Source organism: Serratia sp. JSRIV001 (assembly GCF_019968745.1).
Taxonomy (GTDB): Bacteria; Pseudomonadota; Gammaproteobacteria; order Enterobacterales; family Enterobacteriaceae; genus Chania; species Chania fonticola_B.
The window spans coordinates 2357050-2377831 of the sequence record NZ_CP074147.1; the positions used below are offsets into that span (position 1 = coordinate 2357050).

At 54.4% G+C, this 20782-nt stretch carries 22 protein-coding genes; 14 read left to right on the forward strand and 8 right to left on the reverse strand.

What is annotated here, in order from left to right:
- Positions 1-2: 2 nt before the first annotated feature.
- From KGP17_RS10650 to rne, 7 genes are all read right to left on the reverse strand, one after another.
- Complete coding sequence (locus tag KGP17_RS10650) at positions 3-644, reverse strand: LuxR C-terminal-related transcriptional regulator (RefSeq protein ID WP_037374869.1); 642 nt, start codon at positions 642-644, stop codon at positions 3-5.
- A 214-nt stretch (positions 645-858) separates the two neighbouring features.
- Positions 859-1971: an N-methyl-L-tryptophan oxidase gene (solA, locus tag KGP17_RS10655; RefSeq protein ID WP_223499279.1), complete on the reverse strand. Its 1113-nt coding sequence runs from the start codon at positions 1969-1971 to the stop codon at positions 859-861.
- A gap of 145 nt (positions 1972-2116) precedes the next feature.
- A complete protein-coding gene (gene bssS / locus KGP17_RS10660; protein WP_024485935.1) occupies positions 2117-2371 on the reverse strand; it encodes a biofilm formation regulator BssS in 255 nt (84 codons plus the stop codon).
- A 241-nt stretch (positions 2372-2612) separates the two neighbouring features.
- Entirely contained in the window at positions 2613-2891 is a 279-nt protein-coding gene (locus KGP17_RS10665; RefSeq protein ID WP_021178316.1) for a hypothetical protein, read from the reverse strand.
- A 134-nt stretch (positions 2892-3025) separates the two neighbouring features.
- Positions 3026-3265, reverse strand: coding sequence for a DNA damage-inducible protein I (gene dinI / locus KGP17_RS10670; RefSeq protein WP_021178315.1), 240 nt, complete (start codon positions 3263-3265; stop codon positions 3026-3028).
- A gap of 74 nt (positions 3266-3339) precedes the next feature.
- Positions 3340-4389, reverse strand: coding sequence for a dihydroorotase (gene pyrC, locus KGP17_RS10675; RefSeq protein ID WP_223499280.1), 1050 nt, complete (start codon positions 4387-4389; stop codon positions 3340-3342).
- Positions 4390-4639: 250 nt separating this feature from the next.
- Complete coding sequence (rne, locus tag KGP17_RS10680; RefSeq protein ID WP_223499281.1) at positions 4640-7945, reverse strand: ribonuclease E; 3306 nt, start codon at positions 7943-7945, stop codon at positions 4640-4642.
- Positions 7946-8498: 553 nt separating this feature from the next.
- Here rne and rluC point away from each other — a divergent pair.
- Positions 8499-9467 (forward strand): 23S rRNA pseudouridine(955/2504/2580) synthase RluC, encoded by a 969-nt coding sequence (gene rluC, locus KGP17_RS10685; protein ID WP_021178312.1) that lies wholly within the window; start codon positions 8499-8501, stop codon positions 9465-9467.
- A gap of 2 nt (positions 9468-9469) precedes the next feature.
- On the opposite strand, the gene KGP17_RS10690 is transcribed toward rluC, so the two are convergent.
- Positions 9470-10051, reverse strand: a complete 582-nt coding sequence (locus KGP17_RS10690; protein ID WP_021804720.1) for a nucleoside triphosphate pyrophosphatase — start codon at positions 10049-10051, stop codon at positions 9470-9472.
- Positions 10052-10192: 141 nt separating this feature from the next.
- On the opposite strand from KGP17_RS10690, the gene yceD reads away from it, so the two are divergent.
- The 13 genes from yceD (at position 10193) to KGP17_RS10755 (ending at position 20698) form a co-directional block, all read left to right on the forward strand.
- On the forward strand, positions 10193-10714 hold the full coding sequence (gene yceD / locus KGP17_RS10695) for a 23S rRNA accumulation protein YceD (protein ID WP_024485941.1): 522 nt from the start codon (positions 10193-10195) through the stop codon (positions 10712-10714).
- A 16-nt stretch (positions 10715-10730) separates the two neighbouring features.
- The gene (gene rpmF, locus KGP17_RS10700; protein WP_004943042.1) at positions 10731-10898 is read left to right on the forward strand and encodes a 50S ribosomal protein L32; all 168 of its coding nucleotides are present in this window, start codon (positions 10731-10733) and stop codon (positions 10896-10898) included.
- A 12-nt stretch (positions 10899-10910) separates the two neighbouring features.
- Positions 10911-11945 carry a phosphate acyltransferase PlsX gene (gene plsX, locus KGP17_RS10705; RefSeq protein WP_071680507.1) on the forward strand — a complete coding sequence of 345 codons (1035 nt, stop codon included), beginning with the start codon at positions 10911-10913 and terminating at the stop codon, positions 11943-11945.
- A 6-nt stretch (positions 11946-11951) separates the two neighbouring features.
- On the forward strand, positions 11952-12905 hold the full coding sequence (locus KGP17_RS10710; protein ID WP_039995146.1) for a beta-ketoacyl-ACP synthase III: 954 nt from the start codon (positions 11952-11954) through the stop codon (positions 12903-12905).
- 18 nt (positions 12906-12923) lie between these two features.
- Entirely contained in the window at positions 12924-13853 is a 930-nt protein-coding gene (gene fabD / locus KGP17_RS10715; protein ID WP_021804717.1) for an ACP S-malonyltransferase, read from the forward strand.
- Positions 13854-13865: 12 nt separating this feature from the next.
- Positions 13866-14600 (forward strand): 3-oxoacyl-ACP reductase FabG, encoded by a 735-nt coding sequence (gene fabG, locus KGP17_RS10720; RefSeq protein ID WP_021178306.1) that lies wholly within the window; start codon positions 13866-13868, stop codon positions 14598-14600.
- Positions 14601-14754: 154 nt separating this feature from the next.
- Positions 14755-14991, forward strand: a complete 237-nt coding sequence (gene acpP / locus KGP17_RS10725) for an acyl carrier protein (RefSeq protein WP_004719003.1) — start codon at positions 14755-14757, stop codon at positions 14989-14991.
- Between the two features lie 81 nt (positions 14992-15072).
- On the forward strand, positions 15073-16314 hold the full coding sequence (fabF, locus tag KGP17_RS10730; protein WP_024485943.1) for a beta-ketoacyl-ACP synthase II: 1242 nt from the start codon (positions 15073-15075) through the stop codon (positions 16312-16314).
- A gap of 121 nt (positions 16315-16435) precedes the next feature.
- On the forward strand, positions 16436-17233 hold the full coding sequence (gene pabC, locus KGP17_RS10735) for an aminodeoxychorismate lyase (RefSeq protein WP_209527579.1): 798 nt from the start codon (positions 16436-16438) through the stop codon (positions 17231-17233).
- A gap of 13 nt (positions 17234-17246) precedes the next feature.
- Complete coding sequence (mltG, locus tag KGP17_RS10740; RefSeq protein WP_021804714.1) at positions 17247-18272, forward strand: endolytic transglycosylase MltG; 1026 nt, start codon at positions 17247-17249, stop codon at positions 18270-18272.
- Entirely contained in the window at positions 18262-18900 is a 639-nt protein-coding gene (gene tmk, locus KGP17_RS10745) for a dTMP kinase (protein WP_021804713.1), read from the forward strand. The genes mltG and tmk overlap by 11 nt, the downstream gene beginning before the upstream one ends.
- Positions 18900-19907 carry a DNA polymerase III subunit delta' gene (holB, locus tag KGP17_RS10750; RefSeq protein ID WP_059200558.1) on the forward strand — a complete coding sequence of 336 codons (1008 nt, stop codon included), beginning with the start codon at positions 18900-18902 and terminating at the stop codon, positions 19905-19907. The genes tmk and holB overlap by 1 nt, the downstream gene beginning before the upstream one ends.
- Positions 19908-19921: 14 nt before the next feature.
- Positions 19922-20698: a metal-dependent hydrolase gene (locus tag KGP17_RS10755; RefSeq protein WP_094982272.1), complete on the forward strand. Its 777-nt coding sequence runs from the start codon at positions 19922-19924 to the stop codon at positions 20696-20698.
- Positions 20699-20782 lie beyond the last annotated feature (84 nt).

Here is a 20782-nt window from a genome sequence, read left to right on the forward strand (position 1 = left end):
GCTTAAACGGCGGCCCGCAGCTCTAACGAAGCCGAACCCACCGGCTTAAAGGTGGTGGGTTCTGGCGGATAGAAATAACGCAGTATGTTATACAGTGAATAAAATTCAAGCCGGTTACGCACGTTTATTTTCTCGGTGATATGGCGTTTATGCACGTACACCGTATGGGCGCTGATCTGTAATTTTTTGGCGATGCGATAATTCGGCATTTCGGACATCCAATAGCGCATTACCGTCAATTCTTGCGGGCTGAAAAGCGAATGAGCCTCTTCATCCTTCATTAGCTCACTTGGGCTTTTACTTAGCGTTTTTAGCGCAATGGGTAGCACGGTTTTGTTGAATAAAAAAGTATTGCTGGCAATACGCAGCGGGCTTTCACTGTAGGGATAAGGAGCATCCAGATAAATATATACCGTTGCACGCCAGGCCGCCGTGATAAACGCTGAAAGCAGTTGATTGTCTGTTGTGCAGCGGCAGTAGTTGGACAGATTCACCAAAATATGGCTGGGTTTGAAACTGGCCAGTAGAGGAAGCGCGGTGTCGATGTCTGGGCAGCAGTTTACTGACGCAAACACGTTGTCAGTAAAGTGGTTGGCGATCCCAATACGAGTGAAACAGCATTCGTCCACAACGAGTAGTTTCATAGTGACGTCCTTGTTGAAGATACAAAACGGCTAGAGCCTAATTATGTAAAATAGGCCTTACCCGGTTGTGGGATCAATTCGGAAATCCAGTGGCTATAGGAAGATATTTCCGTCCATAGCTTATTTTTCATTAATATCAGTAGGTTGGTGTATTCATATCGCTGGGGTTTTCCCCTGCCGCTGGCCAGAGCGGGGCGAACAGGGGATTGAACGGTCAGAAACGCCGCAGGCTGAAGGGCGTGATATCCAGGGATGAAGGCTTATCTTGCGCAAACAGCGCGGCTATCTCACCCAGTACGCTGGCAAACTTAAATCCGTGGCCACTCAGGCCGGTGATCACCATCAGGCGCTGGCAGTCAGGCAGGGTGTCGATAATAAAGTCTTCATCCGGGCTCATATCATAGCTACAGGCTTCACCGTGCAGACAGACGCCAAGCCCTGGCAGGAAGTGGCGCAGAAAGCCGAATACTTCGGTACCGTCGCTGGCCAGGGAGCCGAACGGCTTGCGCTGATCCGCTGTCTCCATCGGTTGTCCACCATCATGTTTACCGACCTTTAAGCCGTCATTCTCAGAGGGGAAACCGTAGTAGTGGCAGCCGTCTTGCGCTTCAACGGTGAAAGCCGGAAAGCGGTTGTTTTCGCTGTAACGACCATCTGCCTGATACCACGAAAACACCTTACGCACCGGTGAAACAGGAAGCTGTGGTAACAGATTTTTGACCCAGGTTCCCGCGCAGACCACGGCTTTACGCCCTTGGTAGCGCCCCTCTGAAGTCACGACCTCAACCCCTTGTTCGATTGGCTCGATGGCGGTTACCGGACAATTAAACAGTTGGGCGCAGCCCGCTTCTCTGGCCAATCTGACGTAGCTGGCAACAATCAGTTCCGAGCGCAGTATTCCTGCATCTGGTTCGAACAGGCCGACATAACCCGCTGGCGCGGTGAACTCTTGCCAGCGTTGTTGGATCTGTTCGGCGCTCAGTAACTCGGTATTGAGGTTAAAGTTTTTGGCACTGCGCTGTGCCGTGGTGACAAATTCACTGTCTTGTGGCCCCAGGGTGAGCACGCCACAGGGATGAAACAGCTTGTCGCCGCTTTTCTGCTCTAATCCATTCCACAGTGCCTGGGCACGCAGCAGAAAAGGCACATATTTTTCGCCCTCGCCGTAAGCATGGCGGATGATACGGGTATCGCCGTGGTGGCTGCCCTGACGATGCGGGGGGAAAGCGCTGTCGATCATTAAGACCTTAAGGCCTGCGGCTGTCGCATAATAGCCTGCAGCAGCCCCAACCGAGCCACTACCCACGATGATCAAGTCATATTCCACGTGCCATGTCCTTTCTTTGATGTGTCGCTGATGGCAGATATGATAAGAGTTTGGCGGCGGTAATGCACCATGAACCGATGCGGGTCGATACAAAAGAAAAGGCGCCGGTTAATTGCCGACGCCTTAGCGGTTGAGGGTGAATGGGTTAATGTTTTCTTCGATCAAGGTCTAAATAATCCGTAGATTCTATCTTGGCGATGCCAGCCTCTAAAATATTGATTAATTGGCGGGCAACGTCTGTGGTTAGCCAAAGAGTCCGATCCACTTGCGCTTCTTCGGCTGTTTGGTCTAGTGAAGACAGGTAATGAAGGCGAATCATCATGGCATCATAAACATCGACGGTACTGATATCCCAGCCAACAAGCGGATGTGTCTGTATTACTTCATCATTTCTGTCCATAAAGACCCCTTATCAAGTAGTGACTAGCTGGAGTTACTAACGAGGATCAATGTGTCTCACCTTCATGGTGAGCTTTTACAGTATACGCATTCAGGATCTGGCGTGGGGTGTTTTCCTGCGGTTTATTGCAAATAAATATTTTTTGCGTAATTAATCGGCTAGCGGAGTGGATAGCTGGGGGTTTTAGGTAAAGGGTTGGGGCAGCTGCATGCTGCGCCCGTGCTTAAGTCATCTAACAATATTACTCTTCGGCGGCAGGAGGAAGTTTCACGTGCGCATGACTTTCCAATTCGGCTGCCAAATGGGCGAAATGCTTTTGCATTTCAGGATCGCGGTTCTGATTTTGTGCTTCCAGTTTCAGGCTGTGGATCAGCAACTGGTTGGCTTTGTCATTCAAGCCAAAAGACAAATAAGAGAAAGCGACCTCGAGTACGCTCAGTCGCCGTTTTTGATCGGCGATCAGGGCCAGCAACTCGCCAAAGGTCATCGCTTCTTCGGGCTTGTCTTTATCAGGAACCATTGTTTATACCTTTGTTGCACCATAAGTTGTCTAATCATTACAGACCACAAGTGCTGTTTCTTCCAGGCAAAACGACGATACGGCAGAAACAAAAAAGCCGGAGAGCGACCCCCGGCAACAACGACATTGCAGAATTATTCTGCACTGAACCAATCGTCGGCACTTTCCCAGGTTTCCTGGAGTATCTCCTCGATCAGGTCTTTATCTGTTTTGGCACCGCCCATGACGGAAAGGCCATTGGCACCGGCATAACGGATCTGGACGGTAGTGTCAGGAAACTGGCGATTGACCCGTTTACTGAATTCGCCGGTCAGGGCTTCGATAGCCCCCGGCGGCAGTGGTTTGGTTTTATCTATAGTGACTTCAACACGCATAATTGCCCCCGGAACTGTCTACTGGATATTTATACAGTCAACTGGCGCCGGAGGCAAGAGCAGAAATAAAATATTTAGCAGTCTGTCACTGACCAGTTGATGGTCTCACCGGCCAGGAAGGGCACCACGGCTTCATTACCCAAAGTGATCTCCTCTGGCTGGGCCACCGGCAGGCGTTGCAGCGTGATAAAGTCCTGATTAACCGGCAAGCCGTAGAAGCGGGGGCCATTCAGCGAGCTGAAGGCTTCCAGGTGCTCCAGCGCGCCTAATTGTTCAAATACGGTGGCATAGGCGGGCATCGCGTTCGGGGCGTTAAATACCCCTGCGCAGCCACAGCTGGTCTCTTTACGGTGTTTGGCATGAGGTGCCGAGTCGGTGCCGAGGAAGAAGCGGTCACAACCGCTGGCAACGGCGCTGCGTAACGCTTCCTGATGGATGTTACGTTTGAGGATTGGCAGGCAGAACAGGTGTGGCCGGATCCCGCCTACCAGCATGTGGTTGCGGTTAAACATCAGGTGCTGTGGCGTAATGGTGGCACCAAGAAAACGATTGCCCTCCTGCACGTACTGAGCGGCTTCCCGGGTGGTGATATGCTCGAACACGATTTTTAATTCCGGGAACTGGCGGCGCACGGGCTCCATTACCTGGTCGATAAAGCGAGCCTCGCGATCGAAGATATCCACGCTGGCATCGGTGACTTCACCATGGATCAGCAGCGGCATACCGATCTTCTGCATCTGCTCAAGCAGGGGATAAATCCCGGTCACATTGCTCACGCCGTGGCTGGAATTGGTGGTGGCATTGGCTGGATAGAGCTTGGCAGCGGTGAACACCCCTTGCTCAAACCCGTTGACCAGCTCCGTCGCAGCGAGGGAATCCGTCAAGTAGCAGGTCATCAACGGCGTGAAGTTATGTTCTGCGGGGAGCGCAGCCAGAATACGTTCACGATAGCTACGTGCCGCGGCAACGGTGGTGATCGGTGGGGCCAGGTTCGGCATCACAATCGCCCGGCCAAACACCTGACTGGTATAGGGCAGAACCGTTTTCAGCATGTCGTCGTCACGCAAATGGATATGCCAGTCGTCAGGGCGGCGGATTTTCAGGGCTTGGGGTTGTGCGGTCATGGTGCAGAGCTCCGGCGGTCAAAAAATCTTAATAAAAGCGAATAAACGGGGGTTATTCACGCCGGGGTGAAAGGATAAGCGGAAAACGGTTTGGATGCATCTGTTAGTTAATGACAAGTTGAAATCAGTTGGCTTAGGCGAACAGAGCAACTTGGGCATTGGGCGTTAACAAACTGAAAAGAAGGGCATGAGTGTTCAGTAGTAAGAAAAAACCCGCCATCTAGGCGGGTTTTTTATGGCAGGGATTAACTTAGTCGTTAACCGGCTGCGGTTTGGTCGCTGGAGCAGCGGCCTGATTCGCCGCTGCATGGCCGCCAGCAGAGCCTTTTCCATCAAAGTTGAAGGAAGGACGCTGCCACTCGCTGGTCTTCGCGGCTTCCGGCTGATAATCCGGCGCAGGCGCTTTGGTCATCGGGGCGGTAGCGATATGCTTGTAGAGTGCCGGTTGTGGTTGTGCAACCACTGGGGCCTCTTGCACTGGAGCTGGAGCAGCCTCTGGCTGTGCTGACACGACTTCCGGCTCTGCGGTTACAGTAGCCTCTGCAGGGGCGGCCACAACGGCTTCCACTACAGTTTCTTCAACTACAGGCTCTTGCACTGCGGGCTCAGCGATAACGGGTTCAGCTTGTACCGTGGCATCTGCAACCGTCTCATCCTCAGTTGTTTCACTGACAACGGTTTCATCTACCACAACAGCGGCTGGCTCGGCAGCGACGACAACGTCGGCTACGGTTTCAACCGGGGCTTCAACTACCGGTGCTGCTACCGATTCAGCTACTGCCGGAGCGGTTTCAACTACGCTTGGCGCTTCGTTGACTACAGGCTGAACAGGAGCGGCTTCAACAGCCACCGGTGCAGCAGCAACGGCTACGGTTTCTACCGCCACTGGCGCTTGAGCTTCTTCGTGTTCAACGTAGACGGCGGCTTGTGCCACAGGATAGCTGACCCAAACCTTGCCTGAAGCCATCTCTGGTGAGGCAAACGCCCCGGCCAACGGCATTGGCGACTGGTTCGGATAACGCTCGTCACGATAGCGACGACGGCGCTGACCACTGACGCGCAGATGGCGTGGAGAACGACGAGAACGACGTGGCATGCCGTTTTCACCGTTTCCACGGTTATCAGCTTGCGCGTCATCTTCAGACTGGGCCGCAATGGTCTGTGGCAACAGTTTAACGTTCTCAGCCACTACCGGAGCCTGGCTTTCTTCTACCTTGGCAACTGGCGCTTTAGGCGCTAACAGCTCTTCAGCGGCGCGATGCAGTTCTTCTTCCGCCGACAGGACGCGAACTTTCTGCGTGAGTGGACGGCGTTGACGACGCTGCGTTGGCTGCTGATGACGGTCTTCATCTTCGTCATTGCTATGGCTGGCAACAACGACTTCCGCAGTTTCTGGCACTTTGACGTCTTGCGGAGCCTGGCGCTTTTCTTCCTGACGACGGCGTTGACGCTCGGCACGCTGTTCCCGGCGCTGTTGCTGATCTTCGCGCTGTACCTTGGCTGCTTCTTCAGTCTGCACTTCGGTATTGGCAGCCGCTGGTGCGGTTTGTTGCTGTGCGTTACGGCGGTTGTTGCGGCGCTGGTCGTCACGGTTTTCACGTGGTTCACGCGGCTCGCGATTTTCGCGTGGCTCACGATCACCACGTTCACGGTTGTCACGCCCTTCGCCACGTTCTTTACGCTCGCCACGTTCACCTTTACGGCCAGAACCCTGGCGGCGTTGGCCACGACGATCCTGACGGCGGTTGTCGCTGTCTTCTGTTTTCTCAGCTACAACCGGCTTAGCTTCAACCACTGGCGTTTCTTCACCGGCGAACAGTGACTTCAAGCCACCAAACAGACGGCTCAACAGGCCAGGTTTGGCTTCAGCAGCAGGGGCTGATGCAACTGCCGGTTTGGCGGCAACGGCAGGCTTGCTAACCACAGGCTCTTCTTCCTGCGGAGGAGCATCCTGTGACAGAGAGAAGGAAGCCAGAGCCGGTTGCTCGCGTTTGCGCTCGACTGGCGCATCATCCTGCGGCTGGGCCATTTCTTCTTCATGCAGCTTCGGCAGCAGGTAGCTCAGGGTTGGTGTTTCTTCACCCTTGCGTACGCGCAGCACGGAGTAATGCGGAGTCTGCATCTGATCGTTTGGCACGATGACCGCTTTCACGCCACCCTGGCGCTTCTCGATCGCGCTGACAGAATCACGTTTTTCGTTCAGCAGGTAGGAAGCAACCTGAACCGGTACGATGGCGTGAACTTCTTTGGTGTTCTCTTTCAGCGCTTCTTCTTCGATCAGGCGCAGAATAGACAGCGCCAGCGATTCGTTATCACGGATGGTGCCGGTACCGGTACAGCGCGGGCACACGTGGTGGCTGGACTCACCCAGTGACGGGCTGAGGCGCTGACGGGACATTTCCAGCAGGCCGAAGCGAGAGATACGGCCAATCTGAATGCGGGCACGATCCTGGCGGACGGCATCGCGCAGACGGTTTTCCACTTCACGCTGGTGACGAACCGGGGTCATATCGATAAAGTCGATAACGATCAGGCCACCCAGGTCGCGCAGGCGCAATTGGCGAGCAATTTCATCTGCGGCTTCCAGGTTGGTATTGAATGCGGTCTCTTCGATGTCGCCACCGCGGGTTGCACGCGCGGAGTTGATATCGATAGCTGTCAAGGCTTCGGTGGTGTCGATCACGATGGAACCACCGGAAGGTAGACGCACTTCACGTTGGAACGCGGACTCGATCTGTGATTCGATTTGGTAATGGCTGAACAGCGGGATTTCGCCACTGTACAATTTAATCTTGCTGCTGAAGTCCGGGCGGCCCAGGGCAGCGATGTGCTCTTTGGCCAGATCGAGTACCTTCGGGTTGTCGATCAGGATTTCGCCGATGTCCGGACGCAGGTAATCGCGGAATGCTCGCACGATAACGTTGCTTTCCTGGTGGATCAGGAACGGAGCAGGGCGGCCTTCGGCGGCTTTTTTAATCGCTTCCCAGTGCTTGAGGCGGAATGACAGGTCCCATTGCAGAGCGTCGGCAGATTTGCCAACGCCAGCGGTGCGGACAATCAGACCCATGCCGTCTGGCAATTGCAGCGAGGAGAGCGCTTCTTTCAGTTCGGTACGGTCGTCACCTTCGATGCGGCGGGAAATACCACCGGCACGCGGATTGTTCGGCATCAGAACCAGATAGCTACCGGCCAGGCTGATGAAGGTGGTCAAGGCAGCGCCTTTATTACCCCGTTCTTCTTTATCAACCTGAACGATGACTTCCTGGCCTTCACGCAGCACATCTTTGATGTTTGGGCGACCATGGGAAGAGTAATTGCTTGGGAAGTATTCGCGAGCGATTTCTTTTAGCGGAAGGAAACCATGTCGTTCAGCGCCGTAATCAACGAACGCGGCCTCGAGACTAGGTTCAATTCGAGTGATTTTGCCTTTGTAAATATTCGCTTTTTTCTGCTCATGGCCAGGGCTTTCAATATCCAGATCGTACAGCCGCTGTCCATCTACAAGGGCAACACGCAACTCTTCCTGCTGAGTTGCGTTAATCAACATTCTTTTCATCTTAACTTACTCGTTTTTTTTACATTATCGACAAAGCTGCGGGCAAAATAACCTCATGGCCAGGTTAAAACCGAAAACCCCGTGTCTTCTCGCAAAGCCGTCAACCTCACGGTTGTCGCCTGCATAGGGGCGCATTATCTCGGTAAGCCTGTATTTCTTTGTGAAACACAGCGCTTTTGACTCAGGGAATAGCCTCTGATGTATGTTGACAGATCTGATTCCATTTGCCGGCCAAGCTGCAACCCGCAGCCCGCTAATTGTTTGATTTCACATTACGTCTTACGCCATTGCTGCGTTTTTGTGCAACCAGACAAACTGTATAATTCCGCAATTCTCCTCGTTTCAAGGGGATCGGCACGGAAAGTCACAGCATTATTCCATTGCAAGTACCTTTATAGCAAGGTGACTTTGCGCTAACTGTGGCGGAAACCGCAAACGATCAACCTGGCTTGCTGCCTTATTGTTCGCTGGCGTTTCTTTCACAGTCTGAGAGACAGTTAAGCACATAAAAAGAGGTGGCGCTATTGACGCGCTCTATTTAGAATCCCGCCCCATGAAAACGAACATTCCCGCAGTACAATTAGTGACGATTTCTGACGATGAAGCCGGTCAGAGAATCGACAATTTTTTGCTTGCCCGCCTGAAAGGCGTGCCGAAGAGCATGATTTATCGCATCGTGCGCAAAGGCGAGGTGCGGGTCAATAAAGGCCGCATCAAGGCTGAATATAAACTGGCGGCGGGCGACGTGGTGCGCATTCCTCCGGTTCGGGTCGCCGAGCGTGAAGATGCGCCGGTTTCTGCCAAGCTGGATAAAGTTGCTGCCCTGGCGGATTGCATCCTTTATGAGGACGATCACCTGTTGCTACTCAACAAACCTTCGGGAACGGCGGTGCATGGCGGCAGTGGCCTGAGTTTTGGCGTGATCGAAGGATTGCGGGCATTACGTCCGGAAGCACGTTTTCTGGAGCTGGTGCACCGTCTGGATCGCGACACCTCCGGCGTGTTGATGGTGGCCAAGAAGCGTTCGGCGCTGCGTTCGCTGCACGAGCAGTTGCGCCTCAAGGGGATGCAGAAGGATTATCTGGCGTTGGTGCGCGGCGAGTGGCAGTCGCACTGCAAAGCGGTGCAGGCACCGTTGCTGAAGAATATTTTGCAGAGCGGGGAGCGCATTGTCCGCGTCAACAGCGAAGGCAAACCTTCGGAGACCCGCTTCAAGATCGAAGAGCGCTTTGAACATGCCACGCTGGTGAAGGCCAGCCCGATCACCGGGCGTACCCACCAGATTCGTGTGCATACCTTGCATGCTGGGCATCCGATCGCCTTTGATGACCGTTATGGTGACCGGGAGTTCGATCGCCAATTGGCGGGCACCGGCCTGAAACGCCTGTTCCTGCATGCGGCAGCGCTGCGCTTTGAACATCCTGCCACCGGCGAAACGATGCGCATCGAAGCGCCGATGGATGACGAGCTGCGTCATTGCCTGCAGGTATTGCGCCAACGGACCGCCGCAGCCAAAAAATAAGTTTATACCAGCGGGTTGACCCCTTCAGCCCGCAACATTTCCAACAATGCGATCAGCGGCAGGCCAATCAACGCATTCGGGTCGCGGCCCTCCAACTTATCAAACAGCGCAATCCCCAAACCTTCACTCTTGAAGCTGCCTGCGCAGTTGAGCGGCTGTTCCAGGCGCACATAGGTTTCGATTTCCACTTCGCTCAAGGCACGGAAATGAACGTGGAAAGGTTCACACATCACCTGTAGGCGTTGGCTACGGCTATTATAGAGCGCCAAACCGGTATAGAAGGTCACCTGCTGGCCGCTGGCCTTACGTAGCTGCTGGCGGGCGTTCTCTTCGCTATGGGGCTTACCGGTGATTTCTCCGGCGATCACGCAGACCTGATCGGAACCGATAATCAGATAATCAGGGTAGGCCATAGCCAGCGCCTGAGCCTTGGCCGCCGCCAGGCGCAGCACTAAAGCCTCGGCACTTTCACCGGGCAGCGGTGTTTCATCGGTTTGCGGTGCCGCACAAATAAAGGGCAGGTGCAGCTTCTCCAACAGTTGCTGGCGGTAGACTGACGTTGAGGCGAGTAAGAGTCTTTGCATAATTTTTTCCACAAACCATAGCGTAAATATGTCGCTCATCTTAAACTGTCGGCCGCTCTGGAAGCGAATATTGGTGAAAGGTGCCGTTTTAGGGCCTTTTTCTTTGACTCTATGACGTTACAAAGTTAATATGCGCGCCCTATGCAAAAGGTAAAATTACCCTTGACCATTGATGCGGTACGTACCGCTCAGAAACGCCTGGACTATGTTGGTTCCTATGCGCCTGAGCTGGTTACACGTGTTGCCGACTCCGTGGTCAGTGTGGACAGCGATGTCGAAGTGCAGTTGTCGTTTGATATTGATAACCAGCGCCTCGCGGTGATAACAGGGCATGCGGACGTCGCGGTAACGCTGATGTGCCAACGCTGTGGTGTCCCGTTTGCGCATCAGGTCCACACAACATATTGTTTTAGCCCGGTCGTCAATGATGAGCAGGCTGAGGCATTACCGGAAGCGTACGAACCGATCGAAGTTGACGAGTTTGGCGAAGTCGATCTGTTGGCAATGATTGAAGATGAAATTATTCTTTCACTGCCTGTCGTTCCGGTACATGAATCTGAACACTGTGAAGTGTCCGAAGCGGACATGGTGTTTGGCAAACTGCCTCCTGAGGCGGAGAAACCAAATCCATTTGCCGTATTAGCCAGTTTAAAGCGTAAGTAATCGAGGAGTAAGGTCCATGGCCGTACAACAAAATAAACCAACCCGTTCCAAACGTGGCATGCGTCGTTCACACGATGCCCTGACCACCACCACCTTGTCTGTAGATGCGACTTCCGGTGAAACTCATCGTCGTCACCACATCACTGCCGACGGTTTCTACCGCGGTCGCAAGGTTATCGGCTAAGTCAGCGATACTTTGACTCGTCTAACCCTGGCGTTAGATGCAATGGGCGGGGATTTCGGTCCCTGCGTCACAGTGCCTGCTTCATTGCAGGCACTGGCCTCTAATTTACAGCTTCATCTCCTGTTAGTCGGCGATCCCGACGTCATCTCCCCGTTACTTGCCAAAGCCGATCCGTCTGTCCTGGAACGCTTGCAAGTCGTACCTGCCGAATCGGTTATTGCCGGTGACGCGAAGCCTTCACAAGCGATCCGGGCCAGCCGAGGTACCTCTATGCGCATTGCGCTGGAGTTGATTAAAAGCGGTGAGGCGCAGGCTTGTGTCAGTGCAGGGAATACCGGGGCGTTGATGGGGCTGGCCAAGCTGCTGATCAAACCGTTGGACGGCATTGAACGCCCGGCGTTGATGACCGTGATACCTAACCAACAGCGTGGTAAAACCGTGGTGCTGGATCTGGGGGCCAACGTAGAATGCGACAGCACGATGCTGGTGCAGTTCGCGGTCATGGGAGCAGTGATGGCGGAAGAGGTATTGGGTATCGCGCAGCCACGTGTGGCACTGCTCAATATCGGCGAAGAAGAAACCAAAGGACTGGATAATATCCGCGAAGCCTCCGCCGTACTTAAAAAAACGCAGGCAATCAACTATATTGGTTATCTGGAAGGCAACGACCTGCTCACCGGTAAAACCGATGTGATGGTCTGCGACGGCTTTGTCGGCAACGTCACTCTGAAAACCATGGAAGGTGTGATAAGACTGTTCTTGTCGCTACTCAAGTCATCCTCCGATGGGGGAAAACAGGCGTGGTGGTTAAAATTGTTGGGTCGTTGGTTACAAAAAAGGGTGGCAAGGCGTTTTGGTCATCTGAACCCCGACCAGTATAATGGTGCATGTCTGTTAGGATTGCGGGGAACCGTGATCAAGAGCCACGGCGCTGCAAACCAAAACGCGTTTGCGGTGGCAATCGAACAGGCTGTACAGGCGGTGCAGCGGCAAGTTCCGGACAGGATTGCTGCGCGCCTTGAAGCTGTATTACCCAAGAGTGACTGATCGTTCATGTATACAAAGATTCTCGGTACGGGGAGTTACTTACCCGCACAAGTGCGCACCAACGCTGACTTAGAAAAAATGGTGGATACGTCTGACGAGTGGATCGTGACTCGCACCGGTATTCGTGAACGTCGTATCGCTGCCCCGGATGAAACCGTGGCAACCATGAGCTTCCACGCCGCGTCTCACGCGCTGGAAATGGCGGGTGTGGCTAAAGAAGATATCGGCCTGATCGTGGTGGCGACCACCACTTCAAGCCATGCGTTCCCAAGTTCTGCCTGCCAGGTGCAGCAGATGCTGGGTATTCAGGACTGCGCGGCGTTTGACATCGCGGCGGCCTGTGCTGGCTTTACCTACGCCTTGAGCGTGGCCGATCAGTACGTCAAGAACGGCGCGGTAAAACATGCGCTGGTGATCGGCTCAGATGTGCTGTCGCGCACGCTCGATCCTGAAGATCGCGGCACGATCATCCTGTTTGGCGACGGTGCTGGCGCGGTAGTGCTGGGGGCTTCTGAGGACCAGGGCATTATCTCTACCCATCTGCATGCCGATGGTCGCTATGGCAATCTGCTGGCTCTGCCGAATAAAGATCGTCAGAACCCGGATCATCCTGCTTACGTCACCATGGCGGGTAATGAAGTGTTTAAAGTGGCAGTCACCGAACTGGCACATATCGTTGATGAAACGCTGAAGGCTAACGATCTTGACCGCAGTGAACTGGATTGGCTGGTTCCGCATCAGGCCAACCTGCGCATCATCAGCGCAACGGCAAAAAAACTGGGTATGGGGATGGAGAAAGTGGTAGTGACGCTCGATCGTCACGGAAACACTTCTGCCGCCTCGGTACCTGCGGCGCTCGACGAAGCCGTACGCGACGGGCGCATCCAGCGTGGTCAGTTGGTGTTGCTGGAAGCATTCGGCGGTGGCTTTACCTGGGGCTCGGCGCTGGTTCGTTTTTGATTCAACAGGAATAAAAAAATGACGCAAACTGCTTTTGTTTTTCCAGGCCAGGGTTCACAAACCGTTGGCATGTTGGCCGATTTGGCCGCACAGTTTCCCATTGTGGAACAAACTTTTAGCGACGCTTCAGCGGCTTTGGGTTACGATCTGTGGCAGTTGGTGCAGACTGGCCCGGCAGAAGAGCTGAATAAAACCTGGCAGACACAGCCAGCGTTGTTGGCGGCCTCCGTTGCCATCTTCCGTGTCTGGCAGCAGCAGGGCGGTAACATGCCTGTGATGATGGCCGGCCACAGCCTGGGTGAATACTCGGCGCTGGTGTGTGCCGGTGTGCTGGATTTTGCTGCGGCTATCCGTTTGGTCGAGTTGCGCGGCAAGCTGATGCAGGAAGCGGTACCAGAAGGTACCGGTGCCATGTACGCCATCATCGGTCTGGATAATGCCTCGATTGCCAAAGCCTGTGAGGAGTCTGCTCAAGGCCAGGTAGTTTCACCGGTGAACTTCAACTCTCCGGGGCAGGTCGTTATCGCGGGCAACAAAGAAGCGGTTGAGCGTGCAGGCGCAGCTTGCAAGGCGGCCGGTGCCAAACGTGCACTGCCGTTGCCGGTGAGCGTGCCTTCGCACTGCGCACTGATGAAACCGGCTGCCGATAAGCTGGCTGTAGCGTTGCAAGACATCACCTTCAACGCGCCGTTAGTCCCGGTAGTCAATAACGTTGATGTACGCGCAGAAACCGCGCCAGAAGCTATCCGCAGTGCGTTGGTTCGCCAACTGTACAGCCCGGTGCGCTGGACGGAAAGCGTAGAATTTATGGCGGCAGAGGGTGTGACTCTGCTGCTGGAAGTGGGCCCAGGCAAAGTGCTGACCGGCCTGACCAAACGCATTGTCGACACTTTGACGGCGGCAGCGGTTAACGATACTGCCAGCCTGTCTGCGGCGTTGGAACAGTAAAAGAGGATAACCATGAGCTTCGAAGGGAAAATTGTCCTGGTCACCGGCGCAAGCCGCGGTATTGGCCGGGCTATTGCAGAGTTGTTTGTTGCACGTGGCGCCAAGGTTATCGGCACCGCTACCAGCGAGAGCGGTGCTGAAGCCATCAGCAGCTATCTGGGTGAGAACGGCAAAGGCTATATGCTGAACGTGGTTGATGCTCAATCTATCGACAACGTTTTGACCTCGATTCGTGCAGAATTTGGCGAAATCGACATTTTAGTGAATAATGCCGGGATTACGCGTGATAACCTGCTGATGCGAATGAAGGATGAGGAGTGGCAGGATATCCTGGACACCAATCTGACTTCCGTATTCCGTCTGTCAAAAGCGGTAATGCGAGCTATGATGAAAAAGCGGTTTGGCCGTATCATCTCTATCGGTTCCGTTGTTGGCACCATGGGGAATGCAGGGCAGGCTAACTACGCGGCGGCTAAAGCCGGTCTGATTGGTTTTAGTAAGTCTTTGGCACGTGAGATCGCTTCACGTGGCATTACGGTCAACGTCGTGGCTCCTGGCTTTATTGAGACGGACATGACACGGGCGTTGACAGAAGATCAACGCGCAGGCATTTTGACTCAGGTTCCGGCTAGCCGGCTTGGGGAAGCTAAAGAAATCGCCAGCGCTGTTGCATTTTTAGCCTCTGACGAGGCCAGCTACATCACCGGTGAAACGTTACATGTCAATGGCGGCATGTATATGATTTAAAAAATGCGAAAACTATTTGCGTTATTTGAGGTAAAAACCGCAAAATAGCGTAAAATCGTGGTTTGACCAGCCGGGATTTAGTTGCATCTTTTTCAACATTTTATACACTACGAAAACCATCGCGAAAGCGAGTTTTGATAGGAAATTTAAGAGTATGAGCACTATCGAAGAACGCGTTAAGAAAATCATTGTTGAGCAACTGGGTGTTAAGCAGGAAGAAGTATTGAACAACGCTTCTTTCGTTGAAGACCTGGGCGCTGATTCTCTTGACACCGTTGAGCTGGTAATGGCTCTGGAAGAAGAATTCGACACCGAAATTCCAGACGAAGAAGCTGAGAAAATCACTACTGTGCAAGCAGCTATTGATTTCATCAACGCTAGCCAGCAGTAAGCGAACATATCTAGGCGGTCACTCGACCGCCTAAGTTTTTTCTATCCCTAGCGTCATATTTTCCCTCCTTGGAGGACAAACGTGTCTAAGCGTCGAGTAGTTGTGACCGGACTGGGCATGTTGTCTCCTGTCGGCAATACTGTAGAGTCCACATGGAATGCTCTTCTTGCCGGTCAGAGTGGCATCAGCCTGATCGACCATTTCGATACTACTGCCTATGCAACGCGCTTTGCTGGCTTGGTAAAGAATTTTAACTGTGAAGATTTCATCTCGCGCAAAGATGCGCGCAAGATGGATGCCTTCATTCAATACGGCATCGTCGCCGGCATGCAAGCCATGCAGGATGCGGGGCTGGATATCAACGAGGCGAACGCCAATCGTATTGGTGCCGCTATCGGCTCTGGTATCGGCGGCCTGGGGTTGATTGAAGAGAACCATAGCTCACTGGTTAACGGTGGCCCACGGAAAATCAGTCCGTTTTTTGTGCCCTCGACCATTGTGAACATGATTGCCGGTCACCTGACCATTATGTACGGCATGCGTGGCCCAAGTATTTCCATCGCTACTGCCTGTACCTCAGGTGTCCATAACATTGGCCATGCCGCACGTATCATTGCTTACAATGATGCCGATGTGATGCTGGCCGGTGGCGCAGAAAAAGCCAGTACCCCTCTGGGTGTCGGCGGCTTTGGGGCGGCTCGTGCGCTCTCAACCCGCAATGACAACCCACAGGCCGCAAGCCGCCCCTGGGATAAAGACCGTGATGGTTTTGTCCTGGGCGATGGTGCGGGGATGATGGTGCTAGAAGAGTACGAACACGCAAAACAACGCGGTGCGAAAATTTACGCCGAAATTGTCGGGTTTGGTATGAGCAGCGATGCCTACCACATGACATCACCACCGGAAAACGGTGCTGGTGCCGCCTTGGCGATGGAAAACGCACTGCGTGATGCAGGTGTGACAACGTCACAGATTGGCTATATCAACGCGCACGGTACCTCCACGCCGGCCGGTGATAAGGCAGAAACCCAAGCGGTGAAATCCGTATTTGGCAGCGATGCCAACCGGGTGATGGTCAGCTCCACCAAATCGATGACCGGCCACCTGCTGGGTGCCGCTGGGGCGATTGAGTCGATCTTTACCGTATTGGCTCTGCGCGATCAGGCGGTTCCACCTACCATCAATCTGGATAATCCGGATGAGGGTTGCGATCTGGATTTCGTACCACACGAAGCGCGCCAGACCAAAGATATGGAGTTCACGCTGTGTAACTCCTTCGGCTTCGGTGGCACTAATGGTTCGCTGATTTTCCGTCGCGTATAATTATTGCCAACTTAAGTTGATAAAGGCCCGGTGCATTTTGACCGGGCTTTTTTTATGGCTCCAGGCCGTTTATCGTAGTATGCGCCTGTTATGCTGTAGTGATAACACAGTGAGGAAACGCATGTACTGGATCAATGGACAACAACATGACGCCCTGGCAGCCAGCGATCGCGGTTTGCAGTTTGGCGACGGCTGCTTTACCACCGCCAGAGTAGTGGATGGCAACATCGATCTTTTCCCTTGGCATCTTGAGCGCATGCAGCAGGCGGCACAGAAGTTGCTGCTGCCTGCAGTGGACTGGGCGGCATTGGAACTTGAGATGCGCCATGCGGCAGGCTCTCTGTCCCTTGGCGTGGTCAAAGCGATACTGACCAGAGGCAGCGGCGGACGAGGTTACAGCCCGCGCGGCTGCGCTGCTCCTACACGGATCGTTTCACGCAGCACCTATCCCGCTCATTACCTGTCATGGCGTGAGGAAGGGATCAGCCTGACGCTCAGCCCGGTAGCGCTAGGGCGTAATCCATTGCTGGCTGGCCTGAAACACCTTAACCGCCTGGAGCAGGTGTTGATCCGCGCACATCTTGACCAGGCCGATGCCGATGAGGCGCTGGTGCTTGACACTGCGGGTATGCTGGTGGAATGCTGTGCGGCTAATTTGTTCTGGCGTAAAGGAAAAAGCGTCTTTACGCCAAATCTGGATCAGGCCGGTGTCGCCGGTGTGATGCGCCGCCGCGTGATTGAACTTCTGGCGGGCAGCGAGTATCTACTGCATTACGTCAGTGAACCGCTGGAGACGCTGGCCGATGCGGAGGAAGTGCTGATATGCAACGCGCTGATGCCGTTGCTGCCGGTGAATAGGGCACAATCATGGCGCTACCCTTCGCGCCAACTGTATGATTTTTTGCGACCACACTGTTAATGATGGCTGATCGATGAAGAGAAAAAAGCTCAAGATTGTTGTACTGCTGCTGCTCCTGGCGTTGGCTTCGCTGTATTGGGGGCATCAGCGGATTGAACGCTTTGCCGAGACTCCGCTGGCGATTGGGCAGGAAACCTACTTCAAACTGCCCGCAGGCACTGGCCGTGTTGCGCTGGAAGGGCTGCTGGTACGCGACAAGCTGATCCACAATGGCCGTTGGTTCCCGTGGTTACTGCGCCTGGAGCCGGAACTGGCCGAATTCAAGGCGGGTACCTACCGTTTAACCCCGGGGATGACGGTGCGCCAGATGCTGAAACTGTTGGCGAGCGGCAAAGAAGCCCAGTTCAGCGCGCGCTTTATCGAGGGGTTGCGTCTGAAAGATTGGCTGCAGGTGCTGCAAGAGTCCAAATACGTCAAACATACCCTGGCAGGTAAAAGCGAGGCGGAAATCGCCAAGGCACTGGGGCTGCCGGAAGGTGGCGTGCTGGAAGGCCGTTTGTATCCAGATACCTATCTCTATACGGCGGGAACCACCGATCAGGCATTGTTAAAGCGCTCGCAGCTGCGGATGTACAAGGCATTGCAGGACGTTTGGCATGCGCGAGACACCAGCTTGCCATACAAAACGCCGGAAGAGTTGCTGACGATGGCTTCGATCGTTGAGAAGGAGACGGCTGTAGCGGAGGAACGCACCAAGGTCGCTTCGGTGTTTATCAATCGCCTGCGTTTGGGCATGCGTTTGCAAACCGATCCTACGGTGATCTACGGCATGGGCGACAGTTACACCGGGAACATCACCCGTAAGGATCTGGAGACGGCAACGCCCTATAACACCTATGTGATCAGTGGCCTGCCGCCAACGCCGATCGCCATGCCGAGCCGTGCTTCACTGGAAGCCGCTGCCAATCCGGCTAAAACCGATTATTTGTACTTTGTTGCCGACGGCAAGGGTGGCCATACGTTCACCACCAACCTGGCAAGCCATAATGCTGCGGTGCGTGTCTATCGGCAGGTACAAAAGGAAAAGAATGAAAAGTAACTTTGTAGTGATTGAAGGCTTGGAAGGTGCGGGTAAAACCACCGCGCGCAATACCGTGGTCAACGTGCTTAACGAGCAGGGTATTAATGACATTGTATTTACCCGTGAACCGGGTGGTACGCCACTGGCGGAGAAGCTGCGCGAGCTGTTTAAATGCGGCGCAGACGGCGATTTGCCGACCATCAAGGCGGAACTGCTGATGATATATGCCGCGCGGGTGCAACTGGTGGAAACCGTTATCCAACCGGCGTTGGCGCGGGGAGCCTGGGTAGTGGGCGATCGTCACGACCTTTCCGCGCAAGCCTATCAGGGCGGGGGCCGGGGAATCGATCCACACTTGATGAGTTCGCTGCGTGATACGGTATTGGGTGACTTCCGCCCCGACCTGACCCTTTATCTCGACTTGCCTCCGTCGGTAGGCCTGCAAAGGGCGCGTGCGCGCGGAGAGTTAGACCGTATTGAGCAAGAAGCGCTGCCGTTCTTTGAACGTACCCGCGCGCGCTATCTTGAACTGGCGGCGCAGGATGCGAGCATCGTTACCATAGATGCGGCACAAACGCTGGAACAGGTCACCGCCGATATTCGCCAGGTGGTTGTACAGTGGCTGCAACAGCAGGAAGGGGCGTAATGAACTGGTACCCGTGGCTTAACGCTCCCTATCGTCATTTGGTGGGGCAGTATGCGGCTGGGCGTGGCCATCACGCATTACTGCTGCATGCGGCGGTGGGCAACGGCGATGCTGAGCTACTCTATGCCCTTAGCCGTTGGCTGATCTGCCAAAAGCGCAATGGTGAAAAGAGCTGCGGTGAGTGTCACAGCTGCCGGTTGATGCTGGCAGGCAACCACCCGGACTACCACGTATTGGCCCCGGAAAAGGGCAAGAGTAGCTTGGGTATCGAACCTATCCGCCAGGTGATTGAGGTCCTCTATTCCCATGCCCAGCAGGGGGGAGCCAAGGTGGTGTGGCTATCGCAGGCAGAACTGTTGACCGAGGCCGCCGCCAACGCCTTGCTGAAAACCCTGGAAGAACCTCCGGCCAATACCTACTTCCTGCTAGGTTGCCGTGAGCCCTCACGCCTGCTGGCGACACTGCGTAGCCGCTGTTTCTACTGGCATCTGGCCAGCCCGGATGAACAGCTGAGTCTGCAATGGCTTAACCGCCAGGGCGCGGGCAATTCGGTCGATCGCCTGACCGCATTACGCTTGCATGACGGTGCTCCCCTTGCTGCCGAACAGTTGCTGCAACCGAATCGCTGGCAACAGCGGGCCGCACTGTGCAACGCCTTGAACACCGCTCTGCCGCAGTGCGATATGTTGGCCCTGTTGCCGGCACTGAACCATGACGACGTGGCGGACCGGCTACACTGGCTATGCGCGTTGCTGATGGACGCGATGAAATACCAGCAGGGTGCCGCGAGCTATGCTCTGAACCAGGATCAATTGCCACTGGTCCAGCAATTGGCCAGCCGTTTGAGCAGCGTTTCGCTCCAGCAAATCATGCAGCAGTGGCTTAACTGCCGCCATCAGTTACTCAGCGTGGTCGGCGTTAATCGCGAGCTGTTGCTGACAGAACAGTTACTCGGTTGGGAGCAGATGCTCGGCGCTACCGGCTACTCACCCCCTCATTCGTTGTAAAAGAGTTAATTATCATGTTATTAGTAGATTCTCACTGCCACCTCGACAGCCTGGACTTCGCCACCTTGCACCACAGCGTGGACGATGCTCTGGTCAAAGCCAAAGCGCAGGATGTGGGCTTTGTACTGGCGGTTGCCACCACGCTGCCGGGTTACCAGGCGATGACCCAACTGATCGGTCAACGTAACGATGTCGCCTTCTCCTGCGGCGTTCATCCGTTGAATCTGGAGGGGGGCTACGATTATGCCGAACTGCGCAGTCTGGCTGCGGCAGAGCAGGTGGTTGCCCTGGGGGAAACCGGGCTGGATTACTTCTATCAGCAAGACAATATCCCGTTACAGCAAGAGTCGTTCCGCCAACATATTCGTATTGGCCGGGATCTCAACAAGCCGGTGATTGTGCATACGCGTGACGCGCGTGACGATACCTTGGCCATTCTGCGTGAAGAGAACGCACAGGATTGCGGCGGCGTGCTGCATTGCTTCACCGAAGATTTGCCAACGGCGAAAGCCTTGCTCGATCTGGGCTTCTATATCTCGTTTTCCGGCATTGTCACTTTCCGTAACGCCGAGCCGCTGCGCGAGGTGGCCCGCTATGTGCCATTAGATCGTATGCTGGTGGAAACCGACTCGCCATACCTGGCGCCGGTGCCTCATCGCGGCAAAGAAAACCAACCCGCCTATGTGCGTGACGTCGCAGAATACCTGGCCGTATTGAAGGGCGTCAGTCTAGAAAACCTGGCGCAAGCGACCACCACCAACTTTTCACGTTTGTTTCACATTGAACTCTGAACCTTCGTCTAGGCTTAGCAAACCGCTGGCGATAATCTAATTCTTTTTAAGCTCGTAATTAATCCTCGAAACGGGTAATGTTCC

Excerpts from the sequence above, each read along its gene's own strand:
- KGP17_RS10650 (WP_037374869.1), bottom strand. The coding sequence starts at position 644 with ATGAAACTACTCGTTGTGGACGAATGCTGTTTCACTCGTATTGGGATC.
- bssS (WP_024485935.1), bottom strand. The coding sequence starts at position 2,371 with ATGGACAGAAATGATGAAGTAATACAGACACATCCGCTTGTTGGCTGG.
- KGP17_RS10665 (WP_021178316.1), bottom strand. The coding sequence starts at position 2,891 with ATGGTTCCTGATAAAGACAAGCCCGAAGAAGCGATGACCTTTGGCGAG.
- dinI (WP_021178315.1), bottom strand. The coding sequence starts at position 3,265 with ATGCGTGTTGAAGTCACTATAGATAAAACCAAACCACTGCCGCCGGGG.
- pyrC (WP_223499280.1), bottom strand. The coding sequence starts at position 4,389 with ATGACCGCACAACCCCAAGCCCTGAAAATCCGCCGCCCTGACGACTGG.
- rne (WP_223499281.1), bottom strand. The coding sequence starts at position 7,945 with ATGAAAAGAATGTTGATTAACGCAACTCAGCAGGAAGAGTTGCGTGTT.
- rluC (WP_021178312.1), top strand. The coding sequence starts at position 8,499 with ATGAAAACGAACATTCCCGCAGTACAATTAGTGACGATTTCTGACGAT.
- KGP17_RS10690 (WP_021804720.1), bottom strand. The coding sequence starts at position 10,051 with ATGCAAAGACTCTTACTCGCCTCAACGTCAGTCTACCGCCAGCAACTG.
- yceD (WP_024485941.1), top strand. The coding sequence starts at position 10,193 with ATGCAAAAGGTAAAATTACCCTTGACCATTGATGCGGTACGTACCGCT.
- rpmF (WP_004943042.1), top strand. The coding sequence starts at position 10,731 with ATGGCCGTACAACAAAATAAACCAACCCGTTCCAAACGTGGCATGCGT.
- KGP17_RS10710 (WP_039995146.1), top strand. The coding sequence starts at position 11,952 with ATGTATACAAAGATTCTCGGTACGGGGAGTTACTTACCCGCACAAGTG.
- fabD (WP_021804717.1), top strand. The coding sequence starts at position 12,924 with ATGACGCAAACTGCTTTTGTTTTTCCAGGCCAGGGTTCACAAACCGTT.
- fabG (WP_021178306.1), top strand. The coding sequence starts at position 13,866 with ATGAGCTTCGAAGGGAAAATTGTCCTGGTCACCGGCGCAAGCCGCGGT.
- acpP (WP_004719003.1), top strand. The coding sequence starts at position 14,755 with ATGAGCACTATCGAAGAACGCGTTAAGAAAATCATTGTTGAGCAACTG.
- pabC (WP_209527579.1), top strand. The coding sequence starts at position 16,436 with ATGTACTGGATCAATGGACAACAACATGACGCCCTGGCAGCCAGCGAT.
- mltG (WP_021804714.1), top strand. The coding sequence starts at position 17,247 with ATGAAGAGAAAAAAGCTCAAGATTGTTGTACTGCTGCTGCTCCTGGCG.
- tmk (WP_021804713.1), top strand. The coding sequence starts at position 18,262 with ATGAAAAGTAACTTTGTAGTGATTGAAGGCTTGGAAGGTGCGGGTAAA.
- holB (WP_059200558.1), top strand. The coding sequence starts at position 18,900 with ATGAACTGGTACCCGTGGCTTAACGCTCCCTATCGTCATTTGGTGGGG.
- KGP17_RS10755 (WP_094982272.1), top strand. The coding sequence starts at position 19,922 with ATGTTATTAGTAGATTCTCACTGCCACCTCGACAGCCTGGACTTCGCC.